Source organism: Pseudomonas sp. BP6, from assembly GCF_017875935.1.
Classification (GTDB): Bacteria; Pseudomonadota; Gammaproteobacteria; order Pseudomonadales; family Pseudomonadaceae; genus Aquipseudomonas; species Aquipseudomonas putida_Y.
Window position 1 is genome coordinate 3,908,494 of record NZ_JAGINI010000001.1, and the last position, 22,035, is coordinate 3,930,528.

Genomic DNA, 22,035 nt, shown 5'->3' on the forward strand with positions numbered 1-22,035 from the left:
CCGCATTTACGGGACTTTCCGACCCTCGGTAGCAGGTTTTGTGAAAATTTCATGAACTGTTGCGAATTTTGAGCACGCTTGTTGCATTCCCTTCACGCCAAGTCGGCACGACATCTGCAGTAGCAGGTGTACGCGACAAATAACAACAGCGACATGGGTTACCAGGGAGTTTCCTCAACCGGAATCGGCAGTTACAGATTCGTTACGGTGACAGGAACAGCGCTGAGGTTATACGGCCCCTGAACCGGGGCGTGATTTGCGACATGGAAATACTTAAAAGCGACACGGTGAAAAAGTTCCGCAAAGAGTGCTTATAGCCATATCGCCAACAACAGTCTGCGTGCTATACATTTTCGCCGACATAACAAGAAAGAGCTGCCCCATATAACTAAAAGACTTGGACGCAGCGGTACTCTTCCTAAAAACCAAAGGAGCAAATCACGATGCGCGTGATGAAGTGGAGCATGATCGCCCTGGCCGTTGCGGCAGGGACCTCGCAGTTGGCAATGGCCTCGGCACAGGACGAGTCCAAAGGTTTCATCGAAGACAGCAAGCTGAACGTCAAGACCCGCATGCTGTATTTCAGCCGTGACTTCCGTAACAACGATAGCGGCAAGAGCCGCGTTGAAGAAACCGGCCTTGGCTTCCTCGGCACCTTCGAGTCGGGCTTCACCCAAGGCACCGTAGGCTTCGGTATCGACGCCATCGGCATGCTGGGCCTCAAGCTGGACAGCGGTAAAGGCCGCGCCGGCACCGGCCTGTTCCCGACAGGTGCCGACGGCCGTTCGCAAGACGACTACTCCGAAGGCGGCGGCGCAGTGAAAATGCGCATTTCCAACACCGTGCTCAAGTTCGGCGACCAGTTCACCGCCCTGCCAGTACTGGCTACCGACGACAGCCGACTGCTGCCGGAAGTGGCTGAAGGCGGCCTGATCACCAGCAACGAAATCGATGGCCTGACCCTGCATGCCGGTCACTTCACCGCGCTCAACGCCCAGGCTCAGACCTATCACGACAGCCTGAACCTGACTGAAGCCAACGTCTTTGGTGGCACCTACGCCATTACCGACAGCCTCAGCACCAGCGTCTACTACTCGCGTGTCGAAGATCACTTCCGCAAGTGGTACGGCAACATCAACTGGGCGCTGCCGATCAGCGACAAGCAAGGCCTGGTGTTCGACTTCAACATCTATGACACCAAGTCGATTGGCAACAACCTGACCGGCGCCTACGTCAGCAAGTCCGACGGCACCAATGAGCTGGACAACATCGCAGCCAGCCTGTCGGGCGCCTACAACATTGGCGCCCACACCTTCACCCTGGCCTACCAGAAAGTCAGCGGCGACGGTGATTACGCGTACGGCGTGGACGGTGGCGGTACCGTCTTCCTGGCCAACTCCGTTGCCCGTTCCGACTTCAACGCCGAAGACGAAAAATCCTGGCAAGCGCGCTACGACCTGAACTTCGCCGAGTTCGGTGTACCTGGCCTGACCTTCATGACCCGTTACGTTCGCGGTACCGGTGCCACCACCCGCACCACCGACAGCGGCAAGGAATGGGAACGCGACATCGACGTCAAGTACGTGATGCAGAGCGGCCCGGCCAAGGACCTGAGCTTCCGCGTGCGTCAGGCCACCTACCGCTCCAGCGACGGTGTGTACTACGGCTCCTCGTCGATCGACGAACTGCGCCTGATCGTGGAGTACCCGCTGAGCATCCTGTAAGCCTGGCTTGCAGTGCCCCGCACCTGAAAAAGCCCGGCAATCACGCCGGGCTTTTTCTTGGCTGACAAGTGTCACGCCCTGGGGCATCCTGTACGCCTTCGTTTCCCCCCCGTACAATGCGGGGCTATTTCAACGTCTTAGGCAATCGACACGGCTAACCATGCGCACCAGTCAATATTTGCTCGCCACCCAGAAAGAAACCCCTGCCGACGCAGTGGTCATCAGCCATCAGCTCATGCTGCGTGCCGGCATGATCCGCAAACTGGCCTCCGGCCTGTACACCTGGCTGCCGATGGGCTTGCGGGTAATGCGCAAGGTCGAAGCCGTGGTGCGTGAGGAAATGAACGCCGCCGGCGCCCTGGAAGTGCTGATGCCGAGCATCCAGCCCGCCGAACTGTGGCAGGAATCCGGTCGCTGGGAGCAATACGGCCCTGAGCTGCTGCGCGTGAAAGACCGCCACCAGCGCGATTTCTGCGTCGGCCCAACCCACGAAGAAGTGATCACCGACCTGGCCCGTAACGAGCTGTCCAGCTATAAACAGCTGCCACTCAACATGTACCAGATCCAGACCAAGTTCCGTGACGAGATCCGCCCGCGCTTCGGCCTGATGCGTGGCCGCGAGTTCATCATGAAGGACGCCTACTCGTTCCATGCCGACCAGGCTTCCCTGCAGGAAACCTACGATCGCATGCACCAGGCGTACAGCAATGTGTTCACCCGCCTGGGCCTGGACTTCCGCCCTGTGCAGGCCGACACCGGCTCGATCGGTGGCAGCTACTCGCACGAGTTCCACGTACTGGCCGAGTCCGGCGAAGATGATGTGATCTTCAGCGACAGTTCCGACTATGCCGCCAACATCGAGAAAGCCGAGGCCATCCCGCGTGAAACCGTGCGTCCAGCACCTACCGAGGAGCTGCGCCTGGTCGATACCCCGAACGCCAAGACCATCGCCCAGCTGGTGGAGAACCACGGCCTGCCGATCGAAAAGACCGTCAAGACCCTGATCGTGCGCGGCGCCGAAGAGGGCAAGCTGATTGCCCTGATCGTCCGTGGCGACCACGAACTGAACGAAATCAAGGCCACCAAGCTGGAACAGGTTGCCGACCCGCTGGTCATGGCCACCGAAGCCGAGCTGCGCGATGCCATTGGCGCCGGTGCCGGCTCGCTCGGCCCGCTCAACCTGCCACTGGAAATCATCATCGACCGCTCGGTTGCCCTGATGAGCGACTTCGGCATTGGCGCCAACATCGACGACAAGCACTACTTCGGTGTGAACTGGGAGCGCGACCTGCCGGTTCCGCAGGTCGCCGACCTGCGTAACGTGGTCGAGGGCGACCCGAGCCCTGACGGCCAAGGCACCCTGGTTATCAAACGCGGCATCGAAGTGGGCCACATCTTCCAGCTGGGCACCAAGTACAGCGAGGCGCTGAAGTGCCAGGTGCTGGGCGAGAACGGCAAGCCGGTCGTACTGTCGATGGGTTGCTATGGCATTGGCGTGTCCCGCGTGGTTGCTGCTGCCATCGAGCAGAGCTATGACGACAAAGGCATCATCTGGAACGACGCCCTGGCTCCGTTCCAGATTGCCCTGGTACCGCTGCGCTACGAAACCGACGTGGTCCGCGACGCAACCGACAAGCTGTATGCCGAACTGACTGCCGCCGGCTATGAAGTGCTGCTGGACGACCGCGACAAGAAGACCAGCCCAGGCATCAAGTTTGCCGACATGGAGCTGATCGGCATCCCACACCGCATCGTCGTCAGCGATCGCGGCCTGGCCGAAGGCAACCTGGAGTACAAGCACCGCACCGAGCAGGACGCCCAGACGTTGCCGCTCAATGAAGTGCTGACCTTCCTGCAGGCCCGCGTTCGCCGCTGACAACCAATGCACGAGTGATCATGTTCAAGCGAAGTACCTTTACCCTGGGGAGTGCCGCACTGTGCGGCACCCTGCTCGTCAGCGGCTGCGCCAACCAGATGTCCCAGCGCAGCGACCATGAGGAGCGCGTCGAGCGCAAACTGCTCGAGCACACCCTGCAGATCGATGTCGGCGAGCCGAAGGTGATGGAGCTTCCGCAGCGACGTGTGCGCGTGCACGAGCAAAAGCGCTTCGAAGTCACCGAATTCGAAGTGACCCGTCGCTATGACCGCTACACGCCTTACCAGCCCTGGCGGGAGATCTACGAGATCCCGCTGGGTGCAGTGGCCGTGGTGGCGGGCGTCGGCGCCAATGTGGTCAACGTCTTCGCCCTGGGCAACCTGCCGCAAAGCATCACGCACGACTGGCTCAGTTATGGCGTGGATGGGCTCAACCCGTTCATGAACGTGCCATCCAACGGTCGCGCCCAGCAGAACCTGGCCGGGATCAGCGAAGTGCAAAAAGGCAAGCGCGAGGAATTCACCAGCCTGCCCTGGAGCGAGCGCCTGGTGGAGGTCAAGGCCGGCAAGATGACCCACGAGCTGACCACCGACCGTAACGGCGTGCTGCGCCTGAACCTGCTCGACAGCCCGTTTTCCGAGCAGAACCTCAACCACGTCGGTACCTTGCACCTGCAGGTACATGACGAGGACAATGCGGTACGAGGCGATGCCAGCCTGCTGGTCAGCGCCACCCTGCGCAACAAGCTGCTTGAGGCCCATGAACTGATCTTCGATGACCTCGAAGATGATGAAGTCGGCCAGTGGGTGCACCGGGTCAAGCGCTTGTCCGAGCTGGGCCTTGAAGAGGAAGCCAGTGAAATGGAACAGAGCCTGATCGAGCTGACCCGCAATGATCCGGAACTGCAGCAGGAGTTCTTGCAGTCGCTGACCAAGGCCACTGGCCGGTTGGTGGCCGATCCGGGCGTGCATTAACAGAAGGGGCTGCATTGCAGCCCCTTTCATTTATTAGGCGGGAACAGCTCCAGCTGTTCATGCGCACCCCGCAAGTCACGCAATCGCACCCCTACCCCTAGCAAGCGTACCGGCTTGCCACCACGGGCGAACGCCTGCCCCAGCAACTGCCGATAACTCTCCAGGTCCCGGCCCGCCCCCGCCTGCTCCATGGTGGTTTGGCTGAAGTCATGGAACTTGACCTTGACGAATGGTTTGTCTGGCCGGTAGCTGCTGTCCATGCGGGCGATGCGTTCGTTCAGACTGTCCAGCAGCTCTGGCAGCCGCGCCAGGCAAGTGGCCAGGTCTGGCAGGTCGGCGTCGTAGGTGTTTTCCACACTCACCGACTGGCGTCGGCTGTCGTTATGCACCGCACGCTCATCGATCCCCCGCGCCAGCCCCCACAACCGCTCGCCAAAACTGCCGAACTCGCGCACCAACGCCAGCCGTGACCACTCACGCAAATGCAGGCAGGTTTCGATGCCCAGCCGCGTCAGTTTGTCGGCCGTCACCTTGCCCACCCCATGCAACCTGGCCACTGGCAAGGCGGCAACGAACGCTTCCACTTCATTAGGGGTAATCACGAACAGTCCATTGGGTTTGCGCCAGTCACTGGCGATCTTGGCCAGAAACTTGTTAGGCGCCACACCAGCCGACACGGTGATATGCAGGGTACGGGCAACCCGCCGGCGAATGTCCTCGGCGATGCGCGTGGCGCTGCCCGAGTACCACTGGCTTTCGCTTACATCCAGATAGGCTTCGTCCAGCGACAAAGGCTCGATGAGCTCCGTGTAGTCGCGAAAGATCGTGTGGATTTCCCGTGAGGCCTCACGGTAGGCCTCGAAGCGCGGCTTGACGATCAACAGATCGGGGCAGAGCTTCAGCGCATGCCGTGACGACATGGCCGAGCGCACTCCATAGGCACGCGCTTCATAGTTGCAGGTGGCGATTACCCCGCGGTGGTCGGGCGAGCCCCCCACCGCCATGGGCCGGCCGGCCAGGCGCGGGTCGTCACGCATCTCGATCGCAGCGTAAAAACAATCGCAGTCGACGTGAATGATCTTGCGCAAGGACATGGACGACCGTCAGCACTGTAAATTCATACAGATAGTATCGCATGCGCCCTGCTCTGAAACAGCTCACCGGCCTGACTACACGATAATCGGCCTGAAAGCCCCGCCGTGCCTGAGCTGGATACTGTTATCAAGCGCTAAGGGTTTGAACAAAAAAGGTTTTTCCAAAACAATTGCTTGACATCGGAGCGCAAATCCGTAGAATTCGATCTCACAGGCGCGGGATGGAGCAGCCTGGTAGCTCGTCGGGCTCATAACCCGAAGGTCGTCGGTTCAAATCCGGCTCCCGCAACCAGATTCGAGAAAAGGCCACTGTTAACGCAGTGGCCTTTTTCTTTGCCCGCAGAAAAGCTTTTTCGAAAAAGCTCGAGAAATCAATGCCTAGCGCTTGACATATAAACCGTACGCTGTAGAATTCGCCCCACTGACGCGGGATGGAGCAGCCTGGTAGCTCGTCGGGCTCATAACCCGAAGGTCGTCGGTTCAAATCCGGCTCCCGCAACCAGATTCAAGAAAAGGCCACTGTTAACACAGTGGCCTTTTTCTTTGCCTGTTGGTTAGCGTTTTCGAAAAAACATCGACAAATCAAAGCCTAGCGCTTGACATACAACCTACACACTGTAGAATCCGCCCCACTGACGCGGGATGGAGCAGCCTGGTAGCTCGTCGGGCTCATAACCCGAAGGTCGTCGGTTCAAATCCGGCTCCCGCAACCATATTCGTCAGAACAAACCCCGCCTGTGTAAGCAGCGCGGGGTTTGTTGCTTTTTACCCTCCTGACTTTTGCCACCTCGATTTTCCCTTCCCTCATGCCACTCCGCAGGCTTGAGATGTCGCGCCCTGGATGAACTATCTTTAACCCTGCCAAGCCGCTGCAAACGCCTGAGGCCGGAGTACCATTGGATACGTTTTCCTAAGGGACTTTCACTTGGCCGCACCTTTCCCTCACCTCGCGCTGCATGCCCGGGGCAACTCATGACTTCGCACAATCCCGAACCTGCGGTGCCACTCGCTACGGCACTACCCGGTGCTGTGCAGCGTCTGCCCTTACTCGAACGCCTGAGTCGCTACCGCCAGCCCATAGGCCTGATGGTGACCCTGTTATTGTTCACGATGGCCTTGATTGCCTGCCGCCACCTGCTGAACGAGCTAGACATCTATGCCTTGCACGATGCCATGCTCAGCGTGCCGACCCAGTCATTGCTGGGCGCCTTGCTGGCAACGGGGGTCGGCTTTGTGATCCTGCTGGGCTACGAGTGGTCGGCCAGCCGCTATGCCGGCGTGAAGCTGCCAGCACGCAGCTTGGTACTGGGCGGCTTCAGCGCCTTTGCCATCGGCAACGCCATCGGCCTGTCGATGCTCTCTGGCGGCTCGGTTCGCTATCGCCTGTACGCACGCCTGGGGCTGGGTGCTGGCGAAGTCGCACGCATGACTGTGTTTGCCAGCCTGTCACTGGGCTGCGCGCTGCCGCCCCTGGCCGCCCTGGCGACATTGAGCAACCTGCCGGCGGCCTCGACAGCACTCGGGTTGGCGCCCGGCCTGCTGGCAGCTGTCGCCAGCGCCGTGCTGGTGCTGTCTGCCTTGCTGGTCATTGGCTTGTACCACCGACGCCTGGCCGAGCAACCGTTGTCCGATAACCTGCTCGTTCAACTGGGCCGGCGCACACTTCGCCTGCCCAATGCGCGCCTGGCGGCCCTGCAACTGCTCATTACCGCGCTGGATGTAGGGGCGGCTGCCACCGTGCTCTACCTGTTGCTGCCAGAAGCCCCTCCTTTCGGCGCATTCGTACTGGTATACCTGCTGGCCTTGGCTGCGGGCGTGCTCAGCCACGTACCGGGCGGCGTCGGGGTATTCGAAGCGATCCTGCTGGCGGCCTTTGCCGACCAACTCGGTGCCGCACCGCTGGCCGCTGCCTTGCTGCTGTACCGGCTGATCTATGTGGTATTGCCACTGCTGCTGGCCTGCGTGTTGCTGCTGGCCAATGAAGCCCGGCGCCTGCTGTTTGCACAACAGGCCATCAAGGCCGCTTCGGGTCTGGCCGCACCGGTCCTGTCTATTCTGGTGTTCCTGTCCGGCATGGTGCTGCTGTTTTCCGGTGCCACGCCCGAGATAGACACGCGCCTGGAGCACATGGGCTTCCTGGTGCCACACCGGCTGATCGATGCCTCTCATTTCGGCGCCAGCCTGATCGGTGTGCTATGCCTGCTGCTGGCCCAAGGCCTGCGTCGGCGCCTGTCCGCCGCCTGGCTACTGACCACCGTGCTGTTGCTGGTCGGCGCCCTGCTGTCGCTGTTGAAGGGTTTTGACTGGGAAGAGGCTTGCCTGCTGACCTTTACCGCCGCCCTGCTCGCTCTGTTCCGCCGCTCGTTCTATCGCCCCAGCCGCCTGCTGGAGCTACCCTTCTCGCCGGTGTTCCTGGTGGCCAGCGCCTGTGCAGTAGGCGCATCGGTGTGGCTGCTGCTGTTCGCTTACCAGGATGTCCCTTACAGCCATCAGCTATGGTGGCAGTTCACCCTGGATGCCGACGCACCACGGGGCCTGCGCGCTGCCATGGGCAGTGCCTTGCTGCTGGCTGCCGTGGCTCTGACGTGGCTGCTGCGCACAGCGCCGCCGGTGATCCACCTGCCCGATGAAGAAGAGCTGCAACGCGCCAACCGTATCCTGCAGGCCTCCGACCAGCCAGACGGTGGCTTGGCGCTGACTGGCGACAAGGCGTTGCTGTTCCACCCGCGTGATAACGCGTTCCTCATGTACGCCCGGCGCGGCCGCAGCCTGGTGGCGCTGTACGACCCGATAGGCCCAGCCCAGGAGCGTGCCGAAATGATCTGGCAGTTCCGCGACCTGTGCGACCTGCACCACGCACGGCCAGTGTTCTACCAGGTGCGCGCGGAGAACCTGCCGTTCTACATGGACATCGGCCTGACCGCATTGAAGCTGGGCGAAGAAGCCCGGGTCGACTTGCGCCGCTTCGACCTTGAAGCCAAAGGCAAGGAGATGAAGGACCTGCGCTACACCTGGAACCGCGGCGGACGCGATGGCCTGAGCCTTGAGATCCATGAGCCCGGCCACGCCCCGCTGGCTGAGCTGAAGGAAATTTCCGATGCCTGGCTCGGCGGCAAGAGCGTACGCGAGAAAGGCTTCTCGCTGGGACGCTTCAGCCCGGACTACCTGCAGCACTTCCGCATAGCCCTGATTCGCTTCCAGGGCCGCCCGGTAGCTTTCGCCAACTTGCTGGAGACCCATGGAAACGAGCTGGCCAGCCTCGACCTGATGCGTGCGCACCCCGAAGCGCCAAAGCTGACCATGGAGTTCATGATGATCGGCTTGATCCTGCACTACAAAAGCCATGACTACGGGCGTTTCAGCTTGGGCATGGTGCCGCTTTCCGGCCTGCAACCAAGGCGTGGCGCCCCCTTGACCCAGCGCTTGGGTTCGCTGGTGTTCCGCCGTGGTGAACAGCTTTACAACTTCCAGGGGCTTCGACGCTTCAAGGACAAGTTCCAGCCGGACTGGGAACCCCGCTACATGGCCGTGCCAGCCGGGCTCGACCCGCTGGTGGCGCTGGCCGACACCGCCGCCCTGATTGCAGGCGGCCTGACTGGATTGGTGAAACGCTGATGACCCGACGCTTTTGGCTGTACCTGCTGGTTCCCCTGTTGCTGGCTGCCTTGGGTGGCGCGCTGGCCTTCTGGCTGTGGACGCGCCCGGCCCCCGAGGCACGCCTGGAACAAATGAGCATCAATGACACCAGCATCACCCTTGTTACCCCTGGCGTGCCCCCCAAGGTCCGGGTGGCCATCGGTGTGCCACAGGACCAGGCACTGACGGGCAAGCAACTGCTCGACCTGAGCCAGGCCGGTGAAGCCCAGCTGGTGCAGGTGACTCTGCCCCCTAATGATTGCAGCAAGCAGCAACAGGCCATGGACCAGGCGCTGGCCCAACTGCAGGAAAAACCAACCTTGGTCGCCGGTATCGGCCCCGGTGCCGCTCAGGCCTGGCGTTGGCTGGCAAGCCAGAACGATGACCAGGCGCGGGCCATTTCCGTGGGCTTCACCCTCGAACAGCCTGGCTGCCGGGCACCGCTGCCCAAGTCGGCGGCCCATGGCCACTGGAACGTCGCCTGGAACGACAACCCGGATGACGCCAGCGCCGCCTTCGTGCGCGACCAGGCCAACGCCGAAACCAGCATCAGCGACTACGACATCCACTTGCCACAAGTGCTCAAGGCGCAACTGACCCAAGCCTTGGTCGGCCACGACGGTAACGCACTGGCCATGCCGGTGGTCGAGGTGCCGGCCGGGCAAACGACAGACACGGTCACCTTGTTCCTCTCTGGTGATGGCGGCTGGCGCGACCTGGACCGCGACGTGGCCGGGGAGATGGCCAAGCTGGGTTACCCGGTGGTGGGCATCGACACGCTACGCTACTACTGGCAGCACAAGACCCCGGAACAAAGCGCCGCCGACCTTTCCGAGCTGATGCATCACTACCGGCAGAAGTGGGGTACCAAGCGCTTCGTATTGACCGGCTATTCGTTCGGCGCCGACGTGCTGCCGGCGATCTACAACCGCCTGCCAGTCGAGGACCAGCAGCGTATCGACGCGGTGATGCTGTTAGCCTTCGCGCGCAGTGGCAGCTTCGAGATCGAGGTCGAGGGTTGGCTGGGCAAGGAAGGCCAGGAAGCCCCAACCGGGCCGGAAATGGCCAAGCTGCCAACGTCCAAGGTCGTCTGCGTGTATGGCGTAGAGGAAACAGACGAGAGCGGTTGCACGGAAAACACAGCAGTCGGTGAGCGCCTGAAACTGCCTGGCGGGCACCACTTCGACGAGAACTACCCGGCACTCGCCAAGCGGTTGATTGGCGAGATCGAGACGCGCCAGGGCAAGTCCCGCGTAACTGAGCAGAATTGACAAGCATCAGGGCCGCCCTGCGGCCCTGACAGTGCTGTATGAACCACTCAGATCTCGACCTGCGTTCCCAGCTCGATCACCCGGTTCAACGGCAGGTTGAAGAAGCGCAGGTTGCCGTTGGCATTCTTCAGCAAGAACGCGAACAGGTTGCCCCGCCAGCGCGACATCCCCTCCAGCCGTGACGCGATCACCGTCTCGCGGCTAAGGAAGTAGGTGGTGCGCATCGGCGTGAAGTCCAGGCCTTCCAGATGGCACAGCTTCAACGCGGCAGGCACGTCCGGCTCATCCATGAACCCAAAGTGCAGCAACACACGGAAGAATCCGTCGCCATAGGCTTCCACCTCGAAACGCTCATGTTCCGGCACCCGGGGCCGGTCTTCGCTGACCACAGTCAGCAGCACCACCTGGCTGTGCAGCACCTGGTTGTGCAACATGTTGTGCAGCAGCGCATGCGGCACGGCATCGGAGCGTGCAGTCAGAAACACTGCCGTACCCTCGACCCGGTGCGGTGGCTGAATACGGATGCTGCTGATGAACAATGGCAATGGCAGCGCACCTTCATCGATGCGCTCGACCAGAATCTGCTTGCCGCGCTTCCAGGTGCTCATCAGCAGGAACAGCACACCGCCGGCCAACACCGGGAAGGCACCACCCTGGGCGATTTTCGGCACGTTGGCGGCGAAAAACAGCCCGTCGACAAACAGGAAGCCGACCAGAATCGGCACTGCGAGCAGCGGCGGCCACTTCCACAGCAGCAGCATCACCGCGGATACCAGAATGGTGGTCATCAGCATGGTACCGGTGACCGCAACCCCATAGGCAGCCGCCAGAGCGCCCGACGAGCCGAAGCCGATGACCAACAGCACCACGCCCACCATCAGCGTCCAGTTCACCGCACCAATGTAGATCTGCCCCTGCTCGTCGCTTGAGGTGTGCTGAATGTGCATACGTGGGATGTAGCCCAGCTGGATGGCTTGACGGGTCAGGGAGAAGGCCCCGGAAATCACCGCCTGCGAGGCGATAACCGTGGCCATGGTTGCCAGCCCGACCAAGGGCAGCAGCGCCCAGTCCGGTGCCAGCAGGTAGAACGGGTTGCGCGCGGCCTCCGGGTTTTGCAGCAGCAGTGCACCCTGGCCAAAATAGTTGAGCAGCAGCGCCGGTAGCACCAGGAGGAACCAGGCCCGGGCAATCGGCTTGCGGCCAAAGTGCCCCATGTCGGCGTACAGCGCCTCGGCACCGGTCAGCGCCAGCACGACCGCGCCGAGAATGGCCACGCCGATGCCTGGGTGCACCACGAAGAAGTTGACTGCCCAGCCCGGGTTGAACGCCTTGAGCACTTCCGGGCTCTGCGAGATGCCATGCACACCCAACGCGCCCAGCGCCACGAACCAGGTAACCATGATCGGACCAAACAGCTTGCCGATCTTCTCGGTGCCGTGCCGCTGCACCAGGAACAGTGCCACCAGCACCACCAGCGAAATTGGCACCACCCAATGGTCGATGCCGTCGAAGGCCAGGCCTACGCCCTCCACCGCCGACAGCACCGACACCGCCGGAGTGATCATACTGTCACCATAGAACAGCGAAGCGCCGATCAAGCCACAGATCACCATCAGCGTGCGCAGCCGCGGGTAGGCCGCCGTGGCCCGCCGCGCCAGTGCAGTCAGCGCCATGGTGCCGCCCTCACCCTGGTTATCAGCACGCAAGATGAACATCACGTACTTGAACGACACCACCCACAGCAGCGACCACAGGATCAGCGACAGGATCCCCAGCACGCCATCATGGTTGACCGAGACCCCATAGCCGCCGGTAAAGACTTCCTTGAGGGTATACAACGGGCTCGTGCCGATATCGCCATAAACTACCCCGACCGCCGCCACGAGCAGGCCCAACGACCGCGAAGCCCCCTGCCTCCCTGCGTGCTCGCCCTCAGCGTGACTGCTTGCCTGAACCATCGACCACTCCTGCAAACGGCCCTCACGGCCCTTGGTAATCACTTTGCCACCAGCCCCCCGGCGCAACGGCGCGAAGCATAGCGCAGCGTTCGTCGTATTTCTGCTGGTCAAGCGCCCTTGCGCTCGCTAGGATTGCGCACTTTTTGATCAAAGGCGCCAAAATCGCCCGTCAAGTTCGCCCCGATTCCGGCCGGGCGACCTGCATTCAATACCGAGGTCAGTCATGTCCACCACGCCCGCCCCCAAGGCAGGTTTCGGTTTGGAGGGCTTGGGTTGCCCTGATGACTCTCAATCTACACTTGAACGTTGATCCTACCTCTCCTATACCGCTCATCCCCTGATCAAGAAAAATCACACGCTGAGACAAGCGTCACCTTGTACAACGTAGATGAACCCCCTATCATCCAGCTACGCCATTGACGCACACAAGGGACTGCATGATCTTCATCGAGACCCCAGTATTCACCTCCGATCTCAAGGAGCATCTGGATGATGAAGAATACCGGGCTTTGCAGGCCTATCTGGCCGAGCATCCCGAAGCAGGTTCTCTCCTAGAGGAAACCGGCGGCCTCAGAAAAATCCGCTGGGCAGCCAAGGGCAAGGGCAAGAGTGGGGGTGTACGAGTGATCTACTACCACGTCACTGCAGCCCACCAGATCCGTATGATTCTGATCTATCGCAAGGGAATCGTGGATACCTTGGCGAGCAGTCAGAAAGCGCAGCTTCGCGCACTAAACAAAGGGTGGAAATAATGGATAAGAATCTCTTCGATCGTCTTGTGGAAAGCATGACTCAGATGGATGAGATCGATCGCGGTGAGCGTCAGCCCTCGCGTGAATTCCACGTAGACGCAGTTCAAGTCAAAAAGATTCGTCAAGCCACCGGCCTCTCACAGGCTGCGTTTGCCAAACGTATCGATGTCGCAGTAGGGACTTTACGGAATTGGGAACAGGGCCGTCGCGAGCCTGAAGGACCAGCTCGTGCCTTGCTTCGAGCGATTCATAACGATCCTGAGCATGTACTTGCGGCATTGAGCTAAGTACATAAAAGCCCACAGTAGCGCTTTTTAAGCACACAGCCCGACAGGAAACTCACCTTACCTCAGCGTGACCACTTGCCTGAACCATCGCCCCCTCCCGCAAACGGCCCTCACGGCCCTTGGTAATCACTTTGCCACCAGCCCCCCGGCGCAACGGCGCGAAGCATAGCGCAGCGTTCGTCGTATTTCTGCTGGTCAAGCGCCCTTGCGCTCGCTAGAATTGCGCACTTTTTGATCAGAGGCGCCAAAAGCGCCCGTCAAGTTCGCCCCCGATTCCGGCCGGGCGACCTGCATTCAATACCGAGGTTAGTCATGTCCACCACGCCCGCCACCCCCAAGGTAGGTTTCGTAAGCCTGGGTTGCCCAAAAGCCTTGGTCGACTCTGAACGCATCCTGACCCAGCTGCGCATGGAAGGCTATGAAGTCGTGCCCACCTACGAGGACGCCGACGTGGTGGTGGTCAACACCTGCGGCTTCATCGACAGCGCCAAGGCCGAATCGCTGGAAGTGATCGGCGAAGCGATCAAGGAAAACGGCAAGGTCATCGTTACCGGCTGCATGGGCGTCGAGGAAGGCAACATCCGTGACGTGCATCCAAGCGTGCTGTCGGTCACCGGCCCACAGCAGTACGAGCAGGTAGTCAACGCGGTGCACGAAGTGGTGCCGCCGCGTCAGGACCACAACCCGCTGATCGACCTGGTGCCGCCACAGGGTGTCAAGCTGACCCCGCGCCACTATGCCTACCTGAAGATTTCCGAAGGCTGCAACCACAGCTGCAGCTTCTGCATCATCCCGTCGATGCGCGGCAAGCTGGTCAGCCGCCCGGTGGGTGAAGTGCTGAGTGAGGCCGAGCGCCTGGTCAAGGCCGGGGTCAAGGAGATCCTGGTGATTTCCCAGGACACCAGCGCCTACGGCGTCGACGTCAAGTACAAAACCGACTTCTGGAACGGCCGCCCGGTCAAGACCCGTATGCTTGAGCTGTGCGAAGCGCTGAGCAGCCTGGGCGCCTGGGTACGTCTGCACTATGTGTACCCTTACCCGAACGTTGACGACGTGATCCCGCTGATGGCTGCCGGCAAGATCCTGCCGTACCTGGACATCCCGTTCCAGCACGCCAGCCCGAAAGTGCTCAAGTCGATGAAGCGCCCTGCCTTCGAAGACCGCACCCTGGCACGCATCAAGAACTGGCGCGAGCAATGCCCTGAGCTGGTGATCCGCTCCACCTTCATCGTCGGCTTCCCGGGCGAGACCGAGGAAGACTTCCAGTACCTGCTGGACTGGCTGACCGAAGCCCAGCTCGACCGCGTGGGCTGCTTCCAGTACTCACCGGTAGAAGGCGCCCCGGCCAACGACCTGGGCCTGGAAGAAGTACCGGACGACGTCAAGCAGGCGCGCTGGGACCGCTTCATGGCCCACCAGCAGGCCATCAGTGCTGCCCGCCTGCAATTGCGCATCGGCAAGGAAATCGACGTGCTGATCGACGAAGTCGAGGAGCAAGGCTCGGTTGGCCGCAGCTTCTTCGATGCACCAGAAATCGACGGCAGCGTGTTCATCGATGGCGACCATGGTTTCAAGCCTGGCGACAAAGTGCGTTGCCGTGTGGTGGATGCCGACGAGTACGACATGTGGGCTGAACCCATCTAAAACGGCTGAAGCCAGCAAAGCCCCTGCCCCGGCGTTCTCCATAGGGAATGACCGGTGCAGGGGCTTTTTTCGTCAAACCGTGTGGAACCGCATCAGGCGGCCCTCAACTGCATTCGGCTTTCTCAACCTTCTCGACTTTCTCAACTTGTTCGGGCCTTTCGACAACCCTACTTTTTGGCCCCTTTCGACCTGTTCAATAAACCTCCACCCTCCGGGGCTCGACGTGTGGTTGGCCTGCTATGTTTTCCCTATCGCCCCAGAGGAACACCGGCATGTCTGCGCTACTGACGCTGCAAACCCCGCGCTTGTGCGACTACAGCGAGCTGGTACAAGTGTGGGAGGACTCGGTACGCGCCACTCACGACTTCCTGCCAGAGGGCTATATCCTGCTGCTGCGCGAACATGTGCTGCGCCGTTATCTCGACGCAGTGATGCTGGTCTGCTGCAAGGACCGTCAGCGCATCTGTGGTTTCGCCGGTGTCGCCAACGGGCGGGTGGACATGCTGTTCGTCGCACCTGGCTACCGTGGCCAAGGGGTAGGCAAGCGCCTGCTGCGCTATGCCATCAGCGAACTGAATGCCGAGTACCTTGACGTCAACGAACAAAACCCGAAAGCGCTGGGCTTCTACCTGCATGAAGGTTTCGAGGTCATCGGCCGTTCGGAAACCGACGGCCTGGGCCAGCCCTATCCTCTGCTGCACATGAGGCTAATGCGTACAGTGACTTGAGGCGGCGCCTGAATGTACCGCGCTATGTGTCCAAAATGGCGCATCTGACACAGATTCCCATCATCTACCGCTTGCAGGCAGGTACAATGGAGGCCTTTCCCTGCCTTGCGAATTGCCCCATGTCCGAACCCGTCCGCCTGTCCAAACGCCTCATCGAGCAGCTCGGCTGCTCCCGCCGCGAGGCCGAGCAGTACATTGAAGGAGGCTGGGTAACGGTCGATGGTGTGGTGGTCGAGCAGCCGCAATTCAAGGTTGAGCAGCAGCGCGTCGAGCTGCTGCCGGGCGCCCGTGCCGAAACCCTGGAGCCGGTCACCCTGCTGCTGAACCAGCCGGCCGGCATGGACAGTGAAGTCGCCCGCGCCAGCATGAACATGGGCAGCCTCAGCGAAGCCCACCGCGAAGGCGTGCGCGCCCTGCACGGGCATTTTGCCCGGCAGACCTGCGTGGCACCGCTGGAGCGTGGCGCCAGCGGCCTGCAGGTGTTTACCCAGGACTGGCGGGTATCCCGCAAGATCGAGGCCGACCTGCGTCGCCTGGAACAGGAGTTCATCATTCAAGTGCGCGGCGAAACCACCCCCCAGGCGCTGGAACGCCTGGCGCGTGGGGCCATGCGCAATGACCGCGAATTGCCTAAGGCCAAGGCCAGCTGGCAGAACGAGACACACCTGCGCATGGTATTGAAAAACCCACAACCAGGGCAGATTTCCGAACTATGCGCCTACCTGCGCCTGGAGCTTTTAGGCATGCGACGCATTCGCCTGGGTGGTGTGTCGATGGGCAAGCTGCCCTTGGCCCAATGGCGCTACCTGGCTACCTCCGAACGTTTCTAAGCAATACGCCGCGCTGGAACGCGCGGCACCTGAACAGGATTCTGCTGCAATGAACCACAACGACGTCCTGCGCAGCCTGCGCTACATGCTCAAGGTGAACGACGCCAAGATGGCCGAGATCATCGGGCTCTCTGGCCTCGAAGTGCATCCTCTGGTGCTGGCCACCTACCTGAAAAAAGAAGAAGAGGAAGGCTTCGTGCGCTGCCCGGAACGGGTAATGGCGCACTTCCTTGACGGCCTGGTGATCTACCGCCGAGGCAAAGACGATAGCCGCCCGCAGCAGCCGATCGAGCTGCCGGTAACCAACAACCTTATCCTCAAGAAGCTGCGTGTGGCCTTTGAGCTCAAGGAAGACGACCTGCACGCGATTCTCAAGTCGGTCAACTTCCCGGTCAGCAAACCTGAGCTCAGCGCGCTGTTCCGCAAGGCGGGCCACGACAACTACCGCCCCTGCGGCGACCAGTTGATGCGCAACTTCCTCAAGGGCCTGACCCTGCGCGTGCGCGGCTGAGTGGCCATGCAGCATACGGTTGTCCCGGTCGGCATCGTCCACTCCTGTTTCAAGGAAAAGTTCGCCATTCCGCGCCAGCCGCAGCTGGCGCCTGCCGCCCGGGGCGTACTCGAACTGTTGCCGCCGTTCGATCAAGGTGACGCGGTCGAGGGCCTGGAGCAGGTCAGCCATGTCTGGCTGCTGTTCCTGTTCCACCAGGCCCTGGAAGAAAAGCCGCGCCTGAAAGTGCGACCACCGCGTCTGGGCGGCAACAAGAGCATGGGGGTGTTCGCCACCCGCGCCACCCACCGGCCCAACGGTATCGGCCAGTCGGTGGTACGCCTGGAGGGCGTGGAGCCCGGGCGCCTGCTGCTGTCCGGGATCGACCTGCTCGACGGCACGCCGGTGCTGGACATCAAGCCGTATGTGCCCTATGCCGACAGCATCGCTGGCGCCAGCAACCAGATGGCCAACGCAGCGCCGGTGGCAATTGCCGTGCACTGGGCCGACAACGCCCTGCTCCAGGCCCGCGAGCATGCGCTGCGCCTGAGCGAGCCGCTGGTGGAACTGATCGAGCAATGCCTGGCGCAGGACCCACGGCCGGCCTACCAGATACCACCGGCCGAGCGGGTGTACGGGGTGAAGTTCTGGGACGTGCAAGTAAGGTGGCATTACCCGCAGCCGGACGTCATCCGGGTGTTGGAAGTGGTACTGGGCTGAGGGCCACGGGCTTCGCCCGTGTTCGCGGGCAAGCCCGCTCCCACAGGGATCGCGCCAGCTTTTAGAAATTGAGCAAGACAGTCACAAGGGACCGCGCAGACACGAAAAAGGCGACCTTGGGTCGCCTTTCTCATTTCAACTAGCTATCAACGAGCCGGGCCTTCAGCCACGCCCAGATCGTCGGTCGGGCGGGTATCGATCAACGGCGCACCACCGGAGGCCAATTCCGAAGCCAGCTTGTCGTCGTCCATTTCCTTGACCCACTTGGCCACCACCACGGTGGCAACGGCGTTGCCCACCAGGTTGGTCAGGGCGCGGGCTTCGGACATGAAGCGGTCGATGCCGAGGATCAGCGCCAGGCCGGCAACCGGCAGGTGGCCAACAGCCGACAGGGTCGCGGCCAGCACGATGAAGCCCGAACCGGTAACGCCGGCAGCACCCTTGGAAGCCACCAGCAGTACCAGCAGCAGGGTGATCTGGTGAGTGATGTCCATGGTGGTGTCAGTGGCCTGAGCGATGAACACCGCAGCCATGGTCAGGTAGATCGAGGTACCGTCCAGGTTGAACGAGTAGCCGGTAGGGATAACCAGGCCGACTACCGATTTCTTGGCACCCAGGCGCTCCATCTTGGCCAGCATGCGCGGCAGGGCCGACTCCGAGGACGAAGTACCCAGCACGATCAGCAGTTCTTCACGGATGTAGCGGATCAGCTTGAGCACGCTGAAGCCGTGGGCACGGCAGATACCGCCCAGCACCACCAGTACGAACAGCAGGCAGGTGATGTAGAAGCAGGCCATCAGATAGCCCAGTTGCACCAGCGAGCCAACACCGTACTGGCCGATGGTGAAGGCCATGGCGCCAAACGCGCCGACCGGGGCCAGCTTCATGATCATGTTGATGATGTTGAACATGACATGGGCGAAGCGGTCGATCAGGTCCAGCACCGGCTTGCCGTAGCTGCCCAGGCGGTGCAGGGCGAAACCGAACAGCACCGAGAACATCAGCACTTGCAGGATGTCGCCGTTGGCGAAGGCGCCGACGACCGTATTGGGGATGACGTTAAGCAGGAAACCGACGGTAGTCTGCTGCGAGCCGGCGGCGGCGTAGGCAGCCACGCTACTGGCGTTCAGGGTGCTGACGTCGATGTGCATGCCAGCGCCTGGCTTGACCACGTTGACGACGACGAGGCCAATGATCAGCGCGATGGTGGAGACGATTTCAAAGTACAGCAACGCGTAGCCGCCGGTTTTGCCGACCGACTTCATGCTCTGCATGCCGGCAATGCCGCTGACCACGGTACAGAAGATGATCGGGGCGATGACCATCTTGATCAGTTTGACGAAGCCGTCACCCAAGGGTTTGAGGGCAACGCCCGTTTCCGGGTAGTAGTGGCCGAGCAGGATGCCGATGGTGATGGCGACCAACACCTGAACATACAGGGATTTGTACAGCGGCTGACGTGTCGTCATGGCTAATTTTCCTCAAGTGTGCCGGTTCACCCTTTCCAGGGTAATGGGGCACCTGAATCGCTAACCCTCCTGCACTTGGAGGGATTTGTCGTTGTGTTCGAGCTGCCTGGGCAGGCCTCTGCGAGGATCAATAGCAAGGGTGGTGCCAAAATGCCCATGAAGGGTGCAAAGCCCGTATTTGCTAGGGATAAATGCCCAACGACAGGGCGATATTCCCGGGACGGATTGGCGGATTTCCGCCCGGTGGCGGAATTTGTACAGGGAGGAATGGCGGAAATCCGCCCATTATGGATTGCCTGTGCCGGCCCATTCGCGGATTTACATGCGGATGGGCCGGCACAGGCTGCGAGTCAATCCAGGTTGAAGGTGATTCTGAACGCGGCGCCCCCCAGCGGAGAATCGCCAAGGCTCAGCTCGGCGTCATAGCTGTCAACGATATCCTTGACCACCGCCAAGCCTATGCCCTGCCCCGGGTGCTGGCTGTCCAGCCGCTCCCCGCGCTCCAGAATGCGCTCGCGCTGGTCGGCGGGCACCCCCGGCCCATCGTCCTCGATGCACAAGGTCAGATACCCCGGCGCCTTCATCAGGCTCACCCGCACTTGGCCCAGGCTCAGCCGGTAGGCGTTCTCCAGCAGGTTGCCGAGCATTTCCAGCAACGCGCCCTGCTCCATCGGTACCTGCGCCGCATCCGGCAACTCCAGCACCACGTTCACACGTTTGTCCCGGTACACCTTGGCCAAGGTGCTGCACAGGCTGTCGAGCAACGGCCGCAGCAGTACGCTGTGGCGCACCAGGCCACTCTTGCGCAGGCTGGCGCGTTGCAGTTGATAGTCGATCTGCTGGCTCATGCGCTCGATCTGGCTTTGCAGCACCCGCGCCTGTTCGCGCTCGCCGCTGCGTTGCTGCAAGCTTTCACCCACACCCTGCAACACCGCCAGCGGCGTCTTCAGGCTGTGTGCCAGGTCGTCCAGCGAATCACGGTAGCGCGTGCGCTGCTCACGCTCACTGCGCAACAGACGGTTGAGCGAGCGGGTCAGGCGCAGCAACTCGCGTGGGTGCTCGCCGCTCAGGCCGTCACGCGCACCTGATTCCACTTCATCCAGTTCGTGGCTGAGGCGTCGCAACGAGCGCAGCCCCCAGGTCAGGCCTGCCCACAACAACACCATGAGCGCCAGCAATGCAGCGCCGAACCCCAGGTAGAGTTTTTCGCGCAGGCCATTGAGGGTGGCCTTGTACTCGCTCACGGGCTGCAGGGCGACAATGCTGTAGGCGGCGCTCTGCCCGCCCAGCAGTTTAATCTCGACGTCGTACACGAAGAACTCTTCGCCATCGGACTGGTGAATGCGGGCAAACTCGTTGCCGCGCCCGTCATAGCGCGGCCGGTAGTTGATGTGCCGCTCGGCGGTGGCACGCGACTGCCAGACCAGTTTGCCGTCGCGGTCAAAGATATAGCCGAGCAGGCCTGTGTAGGGCAGGTTGTAGCGCTCGTCCGGCAGCAGTGTCGGCATCTGCAACTGGCCATGCTCGATACGCGCAGCGGAAATCAGCGTGGTCACATCAGAGGCCAGACGCTGCTCGATCGATTCCTGCAGAGCCAGGCTGAAGGCCTTCTGCAAAGCCGGCAGCAGCGCCAGCATGAACAGCAGCGCCAGCACTGCGGCGGCCAGCATCAGGCGCACCCGCAGCGAACGGATCATCGGCAGCGCTCAGTGAACAGGTAGCCCAGGCCGCGCACCGTGTCGATGGGCTTGAAACCGTGCTCGCCTTCAAGCTTGCGGCGCAGACGGCCAACCAGCACTTCGATGACATTGGGGTCACGCTCTTCGTCACCTGGATACAACTGCTCCATCAGGCGATCCTTGGCCACCACCTGCTGGTGATGGCGCATGAGGTATTCGAGGATGCGGTATTCGTAGGCAGTGAGGGCAAGGGCTTGTTCGTCCAGGGTGGCCTGCTTGCGGTTGAGGTCAAGCACCAAGGGGCCAGCGGCGATGGTCGACTGGGTGAAACCACTGGAGCGGCGCAACAGGGCATTGAGCCGAGCTTCAAGCTCCTCGAACTGAAACGGCTTGACCAGGTAGTCGTCGGCACCGGCGGCCAGGCCCTCGACCTTGTCTTGCCAGTTGCCACGGGCCGTGAGGATAAGAATGGGGAAGGTCTTGTCCTGGCTGCGCAAGCGTGTGATCAGCTCCAGGCCGCTGATACCGGGCAGGCCCAGGTCGATGATGGCAAGGTCGAAATGGTACTGCTCGGCCTGGTACAGCGCCTCTTCGGCGTCAGCGACCGCCTCGACCACATGGCCGCTTTCGCCCAGGCGGGTGTAGAGGTGATGACGAAGCAGGGCTTCGTCCTCGACCACCAGCAGTTTCATGTGCAGCTCCTTATGTGTATTGCCTGTACCGGCCCTTTCCCGGGCACGCCCGCTCCCACAGCAATCGCACAGCTTCTGAAACTTGTGCAGCACCTGTGAAGCCAAAGGCACTGCACGGTTTCTGAGGTTTGCGCAGTACCTGTGAAGCCAAAGGCACTGCACGGTTTCTGAGGTTTGTGCAGCACCTGTGGGAGCGGGCGTGCCCGCGAAG

17 protein-coding genes and 3 tRNA genes are annotated in these 22,035 nt (G+C 61.5%); 15 read left to right on the forward strand and 5 right to left on the reverse strand.

What is annotated here, in order from left to right:
• The first annotated feature begins 443 nt into the window (after positions 1-443).
• From J3A98_RS17775 to J3A98_RS17785, 3 genes are all read left to right on the forward strand, one after another.
• On the forward strand, positions 444-1,724 hold the full coding sequence (locus tag J3A98_RS17775) for an OprD family porin (RefSeq protein WP_209967595.1): 1,281 nt from the start codon (positions 444-446) through the stop codon (positions 1,722-1,724).
• Between the two features lie 160 nt (positions 1,725-1,884).
• A complete protein-coding gene (locus J3A98_RS17780) occupies positions 1,885-3,600 on the forward strand; it encodes a proline--tRNA ligase (protein ID WP_176685105.1) in 1,716 nt (571 codons plus the stop codon).
• 20 nt (positions 3,601-3,620) lie between these two features.
• Complete coding sequence (locus J3A98_RS17785) at positions 3,621-4,574, forward strand: hypothetical protein (protein WP_176685106.1); 954 nt, start codon at positions 3,621-3,623, stop codon at positions 4,572-4,574.
• 26 nt (positions 4,575-4,600) lie between these two features.
• Here the strand turns inward: J3A98_RS17785 and dinB are convergent, their stop codons facing one another.
• Entirely contained in the window at positions 4,601-5,662 is a 1,062-nt protein-coding gene (dinB, locus tag J3A98_RS17790; RefSeq protein ID WP_209969904.1) for a DNA polymerase IV, read from the reverse strand.
• A 221-nt stretch (positions 5,663-5,883) separates the two neighbouring features.
• Between dinB and J3A98_RS17795 the strand changes: the two genes are divergently transcribed.
• The 5 genes from J3A98_RS17795 to J3A98_RS17815 all read left to right on the forward strand — a co-directional run bounded on the left by J3A98_RS17795 (position 5,884) and on the right by J3A98_RS17815 (position 10,575).
• A tRNA-Met gene (locus J3A98_RS17795) sits at positions 5,884-5,960 on the forward strand.
• 133 nt (positions 5,961-6,093) lie between these two features.
• Positions 6,094-6,170, forward strand: a tRNA-Met gene (locus tag J3A98_RS17800).
• A gap of 134 nt (positions 6,171-6,304) precedes the next feature.
• Positions 6,305-6,381, forward strand: a tRNA-Met gene (locus tag J3A98_RS17805).
• 259 nt (positions 6,382-6,640) lie between these two features.
• Complete coding sequence (mprF, locus tag J3A98_RS17810; protein WP_209967597.1) at positions 6,641-9,283, forward strand: bifunctional lysylphosphatidylglycerol flippase/synthetase MprF; 2,643 nt, start codon at positions 6,641-6,643, stop codon at positions 9,281-9,283.
• On the forward strand, positions 9,283-10,575 hold the full coding sequence (locus tag J3A98_RS17815) for a virulence factor family protein (RefSeq protein WP_176685108.1): 1,293 nt from the start codon (positions 9,283-9,285) through the stop codon (positions 10,573-10,575). The genes mprF and J3A98_RS17815 overlap by 1 nt, the downstream gene beginning before the upstream one ends.
• Positions 10,576-10,622: 47 nt before the next feature.
• On the opposite strand, the gene J3A98_RS17820 is transcribed toward J3A98_RS17815, so the two are convergent.
• Positions 10,623-12,533 carry a potassium transporter Kup gene (locus J3A98_RS17820; RefSeq protein ID WP_176685109.1) on the reverse strand — a complete coding sequence of 637 codons (1,911 nt, stop codon included), beginning with the start codon at positions 12,531-12,533 and terminating at the stop codon, positions 10,623-10,625.
• Between the two features lie 437 nt (positions 12,534-12,970).
• Between J3A98_RS17820 and J3A98_RS17825 the strand changes: the two genes are divergently transcribed.
• The 7 genes from J3A98_RS17825 (at position 12,971) to tsaA (ending at position 17,984) form a co-directional block, all read left to right on the forward strand.
• The gene (locus tag J3A98_RS17825; protein ID WP_209967600.1) at positions 12,971-13,285 is read left to right on the forward strand and encodes a hypothetical protein; all 315 of its coding nucleotides are present in this window, start codon (positions 12,971-12,973) and stop codon (positions 13,283-13,285) included.
• Complete coding sequence (locus J3A98_RS17830; RefSeq protein ID WP_103462107.1) at positions 13,285-13,572, forward strand: helix-turn-helix domain-containing protein; 288 nt, start codon at positions 13,285-13,287, stop codon at positions 13,570-13,572. Before J3A98_RS17825 ends, J3A98_RS17830 begins: the two co-directional genes overlap by 1 nt.
• Positions 13,573-13,884: 312 nt before the next feature.
• Positions 13,885-15,216 carry a 30S ribosomal protein S12 methylthiotransferase RimO gene (gene rimO / locus J3A98_RS17835; protein WP_209967602.1) on the forward strand — a complete coding sequence of 444 codons (1,332 nt, stop codon included), beginning with the start codon at positions 13,885-13,887 and terminating at the stop codon, positions 15,214-15,216.
• Between the two features lie 272 nt (positions 15,217-15,488).
• Positions 15,489-15,944: a GNAT family N-acetyltransferase gene (locus J3A98_RS17840; RefSeq protein ID WP_176685110.1), complete on the forward strand. Its 456-nt coding sequence runs from the start codon at positions 15,489-15,491 to the stop codon at positions 15,942-15,944.
• A gap of 119 nt (positions 15,945-16,063) precedes the next feature.
• Positions 16,064-16,774 (forward strand): rRNA pseudouridine synthase, encoded by a 711-nt coding sequence (locus tag J3A98_RS17845; protein WP_209967604.1) that lies wholly within the window; start codon positions 16,064-16,066, stop codon positions 16,772-16,774.
• A gap of 49 nt (positions 16,775-16,823) precedes the next feature.
• Positions 16,824-17,285: a DUF1456 family protein gene (locus J3A98_RS17850; protein ID WP_003254807.1), complete on the forward strand. Its 462-nt coding sequence runs from the start codon at positions 16,824-16,826 to the stop codon at positions 17,283-17,285.
• A 6-nt stretch (positions 17,286-17,291) separates the two neighbouring features.
• On the forward strand, positions 17,292-17,984 hold the full coding sequence (gene tsaA, locus J3A98_RS17855; RefSeq protein WP_101196305.1) for a tRNA (N6-threonylcarbamoyladenosine(37)-N6)-methyltransferase TrmO: 693 nt from the start codon (positions 17,292-17,294) through the stop codon (positions 17,982-17,984).
• A gap of 146 nt (positions 17,985-18,130) precedes the next feature.
• On the opposite strand, the gene J3A98_RS17860 is transcribed toward tsaA, so the two are convergent.
• The 3 genes from J3A98_RS17860 to J3A98_RS17870 form a co-directional block, all read right to left on the reverse strand.
• Positions 18,131-19,453, reverse strand: a complete 1,323-nt coding sequence (locus J3A98_RS17860) for a dicarboxylate/amino acid:cation symporter (RefSeq protein ID WP_021783312.1) — start codon at positions 19,451-19,453, stop codon at positions 18,131-18,133.
• Positions 19,454-19,803: 350 nt separating this feature from the next.
• Positions 19,804-21,150 carry an ATP-binding protein gene (locus J3A98_RS17865; protein ID WP_176685112.1) on the reverse strand — a complete coding sequence of 449 codons (1,347 nt, stop codon included), beginning with the start codon at positions 21,148-21,150 and terminating at the stop codon, positions 19,804-19,806.
• A complete protein-coding gene (locus J3A98_RS17870; RefSeq protein WP_176685113.1) occupies positions 21,147-21,824 on the reverse strand; it encodes a response regulator in 678 nt (225 codons plus the stop codon). Before J3A98_RS17870 ends, J3A98_RS17865 begins: the two co-directional genes overlap by 4 nt.
• Positions 21,825-22,035 lie beyond the last annotated feature (211 nt).